This window comes from Rhizobium sp. SRI_017, assembly GCF_057586295.1.
Genome location: NZ_JBYCZP010000028.1, coordinates 41,546 through 48,785, shown reverse-complemented (window position 1 = coordinate 48,785; position 7,240 = coordinate 41,546). Strand labels below are relative to the sequence as shown.

3 protein-coding genes and 3 pseudogenes are annotated in these 7,240 nt (G+C 61.4%); 2 read left to right on the top strand and 4 right to left on the bottom strand.

Features of this window, described 5'->3' with window-relative positions; all coding sequences use genetic code 11:
- Window positions 1–171: pseudogene (locus tag AC2YI2_RS33125) on the top strand (MFS transporter); the annotation flags it as partial.
- A 346-nt stretch (window positions 172–517) separates the two neighbouring features.
- On the opposite strand, the pseudogene AC2YI2_RS33120 reads toward AC2YI2_RS33125, so the two are convergent.
- Window positions 518–1,027, bottom strand: a pseudogene (locus tag AC2YI2_RS33120) (nucleoside kinase).
- A gap of 597 nt (window positions 1,028–1,624) precedes the next feature.
- Window positions 1,625–3,409, bottom strand: a complete 1,785-nt coding sequence (locus tag AC2YI2_RS33115) for a tetratricopeptide repeat protein (RefSeq protein WP_487390789.1) — start codon at window positions 3,407–3,409, stop codon at window positions 1,625–1,627.
- 533 nt (window positions 3,410–3,942) lie between these two features.
- Here AC2YI2_RS33115 and AC2YI2_RS33110 point away from each other — a divergent pair.
- Window positions 3,943–4,586 (top strand): annotated as a pseudogene (locus AC2YI2_RS33110) (MATE family efflux transporter); the annotation flags it as partial.
- Here the strand turns inward: AC2YI2_RS33110 and AC2YI2_RS33105 are convergent.
- Together AC2YI2_RS33105 and AC2YI2_RS33100 are read right to left on the bottom strand one after the other, a co-directional pair.
- Window positions 4,564–5,580: an ABC transporter permease gene (locus AC2YI2_RS33105; RefSeq protein ID WP_487390788.1), complete on the bottom strand. Its 1,017-nt coding sequence runs from the start codon at window positions 5,578–5,580 to the stop codon at window positions 4,564–4,566. The pseudogene AC2YI2_RS33110 and the gene AC2YI2_RS33105 overlap by 23 nt on opposite strands.
- Window positions 5,580–7,154 carry a sugar ABC transporter ATP-binding protein gene (locus AC2YI2_RS33100; protein WP_487390787.1) on the bottom strand — a complete coding sequence of 525 codons (1,575 nt, stop codon included), beginning with the start codon at window positions 7,152–7,154 and terminating at the stop codon, window positions 5,580–5,582. Before AC2YI2_RS33100 ends, AC2YI2_RS33105 begins: the two co-directional genes overlap by 1 nt.
- Window positions 7,155–7,240: the final 86 nt, after the last annotated feature.

Sequence of the window (7,240 nt, the reverse complement as noted above, 5' to 3'; positions counted from 1 at the left end):
TTGGAGGCAGCTGGCAGTCTCATGGTCGCTTCGTTCCAGGTCGCCATCAGCATCGGTGCATTGTTCGGCGGCTACGTGGTCGATTACTACGGTGCGGCAGCGCCATTGACACTTACGGCCGTGTTGGCGGTATCCACCATCATTCTGGCGTTGCTGCAGCCCCGGGGCTAAATCTTCGAGCTCCGGTCACGGTGCGCCAGGTCCAAGGTGCCCGGAGTGCCGAGTGACACTAAGCCGAGACGCCACGGTGCTTTCTCGTTCCGGCGAGGACGCACCGTCCGATCGCTGATGACCCCGACGAGAACAATCGTCAAATAGACGTTCGTGAAAGATCGGCGCTCGCGAGTAACGCGGCCGGTGTGCGCCCTCAAGACGGTTGTTGGGCCACCCAGTTTGTCCCTCTAAAAGCTGCCGGTCGGGTACGAAAGTGACAACGCCCAGTGAGCCGTTCCAAGCGGTTTGGGTCTTATCCCGCGATAGTCGGCCGCTCCCGTCCGATTACGATCGCTGCAAGGCTTCAGGTGAGGTTAGCGAGGATATCGTGGACGACGCGTGCGACAGTATTCGCCGTGTCGATGCTGATGCCGGCGGGAAGACATTTCCGAGTATGATGATAGTGGAGGATCAGTGCCCGCTCGGCCGGTTCGAACCCAGGCTCATTCGGCCGTCCATCCAATCTTTGGTTCAACGTCTCAACGCCGATGTCGAGCACGAATACCTTGTCGAATAGGTGCAGGAATTTATGGAAATTGCGCGAGCCGCCACAGAAGAATGTGGCAGGATGGGTGGTGTCAGCAGCAACGGCCCGGACCTTGTCAACGGTCCAGATCCAGTGCCCGTATCCTCAAGCAATCCGGTCTGCGCCTTTGGGTGGTTCTGAGAGTGCCTGGCCTGTCTCGGGGTCGCCGACATAAGCCAAGACCCGATCACCATGGCTGACATGGTATGCCCGCCGCTCCAATTCTGTAGCGACAGACGTCTTACCAGTGCCGGAACCGCCTTCGATCAGATAGTTCTTGCTGCACATAGGCATTGTTTATCATGGCTTCCAATCGGGTGAGAACCCCCTACCTGGGAGTGCTCATGCAACCAGCTTGACCGATCCAGGTGAATTGTCCTTCCGCTACGCTGGGGCAGCCACGTCCGGAATGCGCCCTGCAAGCGGTCGTAGAGCGGTATATCGTCTGATCCCGAAAGCGGCCATCCATTCTCTTTGCATTTGGGCTCTGCAAACGACTGAAGCAGGGAGGGTTGCACGTATCTGTGGAAGACGCCTTCGTTCCGCCGGCTTCGTGACGATATGCCGAAGAGTCTGTCTATCGTATCGGTTCGAAATTGAATGGATTGATCCTGCAATCATCTGCGACATCGCCAGTTGCAGGCCTCCAGAGGCTCATCGAGCGACTTGAAGGTTTCCTCGACTTTGTAGTCGAGCAGCCCACTTACGCGGCCTCTGATGTCCTCGCCAACATCGCTGACACGCCGACGAGCCAACTGGAACAATTGCTTCCATCGAACTGGGCGCCGAAGGCGCTGGATGCCCAAGCGGCCTGACCTGCGTCCGTCACCGAATGTGCCTTAATTTTTGTCCCCCTAAGAACGGACCGACTTCGATTGAGGCACGTCAGGTGACCAGTCGTGTCTTGCGGAGTCCGTCGACGCGGCTCTCAAAGTCCTCCGGGTTTTTAAACGGGAGAACGCGGCGGCGGCGCTCGAGAGAAAAGTCCGGATTGATTTGCAGCGCGCGCTCCCACGCTCGCCGGCTTTCCTCAAACCGGCCGAGATGGCCATAGCATGACGCAAGCAGCGCGTTAGCTGTTTCAGACTGAGGATTGCGCACCAGCCGCCTTTCGAGCGCCGAGATTGCCTCGGCATATTGCCCGAGGGAAAAGTGCGCATCGGCCACAAACTGAAGCAGGACTTCCGGATAGTGTGGGTCAAGCCTCATGGCAACGTCAAGCGCCTGAAGCGAGGCGGTCGGGTTCCCTGAATATAGTTCCAAGTGAGATTTCAACAGCCACATTTCTACCGAATTGGGCGAAAGCTCGATGGCACGCTGCATGTCCGCTCGCGCGCGTTCCAATTGCTGATTCCACATACAGGCCATACCGAACGCGAAGTGAGCGATTGGCTGATCCGGCTCCATAGCGACAGCTTTCTCCGCAAGTTCCAGCCCTATCCGGAGCGCCTGCTCCGGATCGTCGCCCCAGCCGTTGACGTAATCAATCACATGGGTGAAGGCGATGAGCGCATACGCGGCCGCATATTCCGGCTCTCTGGCGATAGCTGATTTTGCGAGGCTGCGTGCCTCAATGTTGCTGGCTGGCGTGGAAGCTAGAGCTTGGTCACGTGAGCGCAGGAAAAATTCGTACGCCTGAAGGTTGACGGCATGCATCTTAGCCAGTCTGTTATGTTCCCCCAGCGTGAGGTTCAGCTTGAGCGCCGCAACGATTTCCTGGGCGATTTCGTCCTGGACGGCAAAGATGTCAGTGAGATCACGATCGAAGCGGCTGGCCCATACATGCCCACCGCTCATGGCATCAATCAATTGAGCGGTTACCCGAACTCGGTTGCCAACTTTTCGGACGCTGCCCTCGAGAACGTGGCGGACGCCGAGCGCCGTGGCTACATCGGCAATGGACACGGCCGAGTGCTTGTAGACGAACGATGAGTTGCGGGCGATCACATGCAGCCCGGAGATCTTTGAGAGATCGGTGATGATGTCTTCGCTGATCCCGTCGGAGAAATATTCCTGTTCTGCGTCACCACTCATGTTGTTGAAGGCAAGTACAGCAATCGAAGGCTTGTCGGCAGCGGACGAGGGGACGGAACGCAGTTCGACTGAACTGGCAACCGCTGCCTCTGTCGGCTTGACCTGTCCGGCAACCCCAACGTGTAGCTCATAGACCCGGATTGGCTCGGAGATGTTCTTGAGCTGGACCGGGCCGAGATCCGTTACAAGTAGATGCAGTCGTGCCTTTACCTGGCGATAAGCATCCTCCGAGAGGCAGATCGCACCAGGTTGTGTAACCCCCTCCAACCGTGCTGCAATGTTCACGGCGTCGCCCATTAGATCACCGTCGCTTTCCTCGACCACGTCGCCGAGATGGATGCCGATGCGGAACACAATTTGACGATCGGGCGCAACGCCGGCATTGCGTTCGATCATTGCCTTCTGTACCTCGATCGCACAACGAACGGCGTCGACGACACTGCGAAACTCGACGAGGCTTCCGTCTCCCGTGCGCTTGACGACGCGGCCATTGTGCGCGGCGATAGTCGGGTCGATGAGGGAGCTGCGGAGGGTTCGAAGCCGTGCGAGGATGTCATCCTCGTCCGCACCAGCGAGACGACTATAACCCACGACATCCGAAACCAGGATAGCGGCGATCTTCCTTGTCTCGCCCATAACGCCATCTCCCTAGCTACGGCCAACAAACCCGCGTTTGTTTATCACCATTGGCTGTTTGACCCAAGCATGCTGAGGCTTTCGGGGAATCAGACGTAAGAATCCTCTCGGCTTTGCCGCGGTAGCAATTAGCGATTTTGTTCGCCGGCGGCCGATCCAATGCAAGGTGACCACACCGCCGGCATGGCGCCGCACGATGCCGATCTCCCGCCGCGTGAGCTGGCGTTAAAGTCCAGAAAACTATTCTGTGTCACACGATGCGGTCTACCGCCTGCTCTAGGCGAATGACCTGATCACGTTGCCCGCCTCTCGAAGGTGCCGTCGCGCCGCTCGGACGGACGCGCGGCTCTATCCCCCGCTCCTGAACCAGCCAGCCCAGGATGTCGGTCGAACCATAGGCGCTATCGGCATGTACCGCAGGGTCAGTCGATCTTGTCTCCAAGTAGCAATGACGGACGACCAACCATACGCGCGCCAGGAGAAATTGCTCGGCATGAAAAGATACATGAATTGCGGAGCGGTAACCCAAACTTCGTCACAGGGCACTCTTTGCGCTCAACGCCGATATCCTGATCCGCACCTTCGTGCTGATCGGCGCCTTCGTCATCCTGACCCGCATTGGCGCCGGCTTCGGGCCGGTGACGCTCGGGGCGAACGCGGTGCTGATGAACTTCTTTATGGTCGCAGGCTTCTGGCTCGACGGCTTGACTAGCGCCGCCGAGACGATCATCGGCCGCTCGATTGGCGCGCGATGCCGTCCGGCCCTCGAGCACGGCGTCTGGCTGACCGGAATCTGGTCGGCGGTGCTGGCGGCGTTCACGACACTCGTCTTACTCGCCATCGGCAATCCGCTGATCGATTTCCTGAACACAGTGCCCGGAGTTCGCGCCGAGGCTTACGCCCGCCTGCCCTGGGCGGCATTGACGGCCCTCTCGGGCTTCCTCGCCTTCCACATGGATGGCGTCTATATCGGCGCGACCTGGTCGCATGCGATGCGCACCGCATGCTGATGGCGTTCGCCGGCTACTGTCTCGCGCTCGCCCTTCTGGTGCCGGCTTTCGGCAATCACGGCCTCTGGGCGTCGCTCAACACAATTCTCATCCTCCGCGGCGTCTTCCCGCTTATGCGCCTGCCGGCCCTGAAGACCGGCCTGTTTACACCCTCGCCCGCGACTTGAGCCAGCGGTCGAAGGCGACGGCGAGAATCAGGATCAGGCCGATCACCACTGACTGCGTGTAGGACGAGACATTGTTGAACTGTAGCCCGTTCTGCAGCACCCCGATCAGCGCCGCCCCGACCACTGTTCCACCCACACTGCCGATACCGCCGAAAAGCGACGTGCCGCCGATCACCACGGCCGAGATCACGGTCAGCTCATAGCCCAAGCCGGCGACGGCTTCTGCGGAATTGAGCCGGGCCGACAGCACGAAGGCAGCGAGACCCGAGAAGAAGCCGACGATGACATAGACCGAGACGAGGATTCGGTCGACACGGACGCCCGAAAGGCGCGCGGCCTCGGCATTGCCGCCAACCGCATAGACAGCCCGGCCGTAGCGCGTGTACCGCAGTACGATGTGGCAGAAGATGGCGGCAATCGCGAAGATGATGACGGGGACCGGGACCGGGCCGACGAGGCCGGTGCCGAACCAGCGCATGTCGGCGGTGAAGCCAGAGATCGGGCCGCCGTTCGAAAGCATCAGCGTGAGCCCGCGGAAGATCGTCAGGCCACCGAGCGTCACGACAAAGGGCGGCACCTTGAGCCGGGTGATCGCCTGGCCCTGGACGAAGCCCGCGGCAGAGCCGACGATGACGGCGGCGAGAAGCGCCGCAAACCAGCCATAGCCGGTGCCCTCGGATGCCGAGAGCGAGAGCGTATTGGCCGCTCCGCCCTTGGCAACGATTGCCGCGGCCATGCCGCAAAGCGCGAGCAGGGCCCCGACGCTCAGGTCGATGCCAGCGGTCAGGATCACGAAGGTCATGCCGAGCGCGATCAAGCCAGTGATCGAGATCTGGCGCATGATGTTGAAGACATTGATCGGATCGATGAAGCTCGGCTTGAGCGCCGTGAACACCGCCATCAGGACGATCAGGAAGAGAAGCGGGCCGAACTGCTTGAGGATGCGGAAAATATTGGGCCCTTTGCGCTCGGCCTCATCGGTCGTCACTGTCATCAGGCCTCTCCCTGGCGTTGGTTCAGCGCCATCAGCGTCATGAGTTTCTCTTCCGTCGCCACCACCGCCGGCATTTCGCCGGTGATCCTGCCCTTCCGCATGGTGACGATGCGGTCGCTGACCGCCAGCACTTCCGGAAGCTCCGACGATATCACCATCACGGCGATCCCGCGCGCCGCAAGCTGGACGAGGATCTGGTGGACTTCGGCCTTGGCGCCGACATCGACGCCGCGGGTCGGCTCGTCGACGATCAGCACCTTGGGATCGCGGGCGAGCCAGCGGGCGATGATCACCTTCTGCTGATTGCCGCCGGACAGGCCCTCGATCGCCTGGTCGGGCGATGCCATGCGGATGGAAAGCGCCTTCCTGTATTCGCCGAGCGCCTGGCGCTCGCGTCCCTCCGACATGAAACCGAAGCCATTCGAGTAGCTGCGAAGCGCTGCGATGGAAAAATTCTGCTGGATACCGAGCATGGCGAAGATCGCCTGGTGCTTGCGGTCCTCCGGCACATGGCCGATGCCGAGCTCCATGGCGTCAGCTGGCGACTTCGGCGTGATCTTGGCACCGTCGAGCGTGATTGTACCCTCGGCGATTTGGTCGGCCCCGAAGATGGCACGGGCAAGCTCGGTGCGGCCGGAGCCCACAAGGCCTGCGACGCCGAGGATTTCACCGGCCTTGAGATCGAGATCGACGCCATCGAGCACGATCGCATGCGGTGCCTCGGGATCGCGCCGGGTGCGGAGGCCACGAACACTGAGCCGGACAGCGCCTGCCGTCTCGCGTTGCGTCGGGCGGGCATAGAGGTCGGACGCGGCGCGGCCCACCATCTTCTCGATGATGGCCGGGATCGGCACCGGCTGGCCATTCTCCCGCAGCAGATGACCGGCAAGCCGGCCGTCGCGCAATACGGTCATGCGGTCGCAGATCGTGCTTGCTTCCTCGAGCCGATGCGTCACGAACATGATCGCGACGCCGTCGCGACGCAGGCGATCCATGATGCCGAGCAGCTTCTGCACCTCGGACTCGGTGAGCGCCGAGGTCGGCTCGTCCATGATGATCAGCCGGCTTTTGATGGAGAGTGCCCGGGCAATCTCGACGAGCTGCTGCTCCGCGACGGACAGGGCCGAGACCGGTGTATCAGGATCGATCGTCACGCCGACTCGGGCGATATGGGCGCGGGTCTCCTGCCGCATCCGTCGCCAGTCGATCAACCCGAGACGGCCGACGGGCGCGCGGCCGATGAAGATGTTTTCGGCCACCGACAGCGTCGGGATCAGACTGAGTTCCTGGTAGATGGTGACGATGCCCGCGCGCTTGGCGGCATCCGGGCTCGACGGCCGGTAGTCGGCGCCATCGAAGGTGATCGTTCCGCTCGACGGCGGCTGGGCGCCAGAGAGGATCTTGAGAAGCGTCGACTTGCCTGCTCCATTCTCGCCGAGCAGGCCAAGGATCTCACCGGGGCGAACGTCGAGCGAGACGTCCCTGAGCGCGGCGACGCCGGCGAATTGCTTGGAAATGCCGTGGACTTCGAGAAGCGGCGCATCCGTCGGCGAAGCGGCGGCCAAAGCGGCCATTGATTTCTCCCGTTCAGGCGTGATGACGGCGACGCCGGCCGCACTGCCCCGAAAAAGGGGCGCTTGCGGCCGACGAACTGCTGCTC

Coding starts and splice junctions, on each gene's coding strand:
- AC2YI2_RS33115 (WP_487390789.1), bottom strand. CDS start 3,409: ATGGGCGAGACAAGGAAGATCGCCGCTATCCTGGTTTCGGATGTCGTG.
- AC2YI2_RS33105 (WP_487390788.1), bottom strand. CDS start 5,580: ATGACAGTGACGACCGATGAGGCCGAGCGCAAAGGGCCCAATATTTTC.
- AC2YI2_RS33100 (WP_487390787.1), bottom strand. CDS start 7,154: ATGGCCGCTTTGGCCGCCGCTTCGCCGACGGATGCGCCGCTTCTCGAA.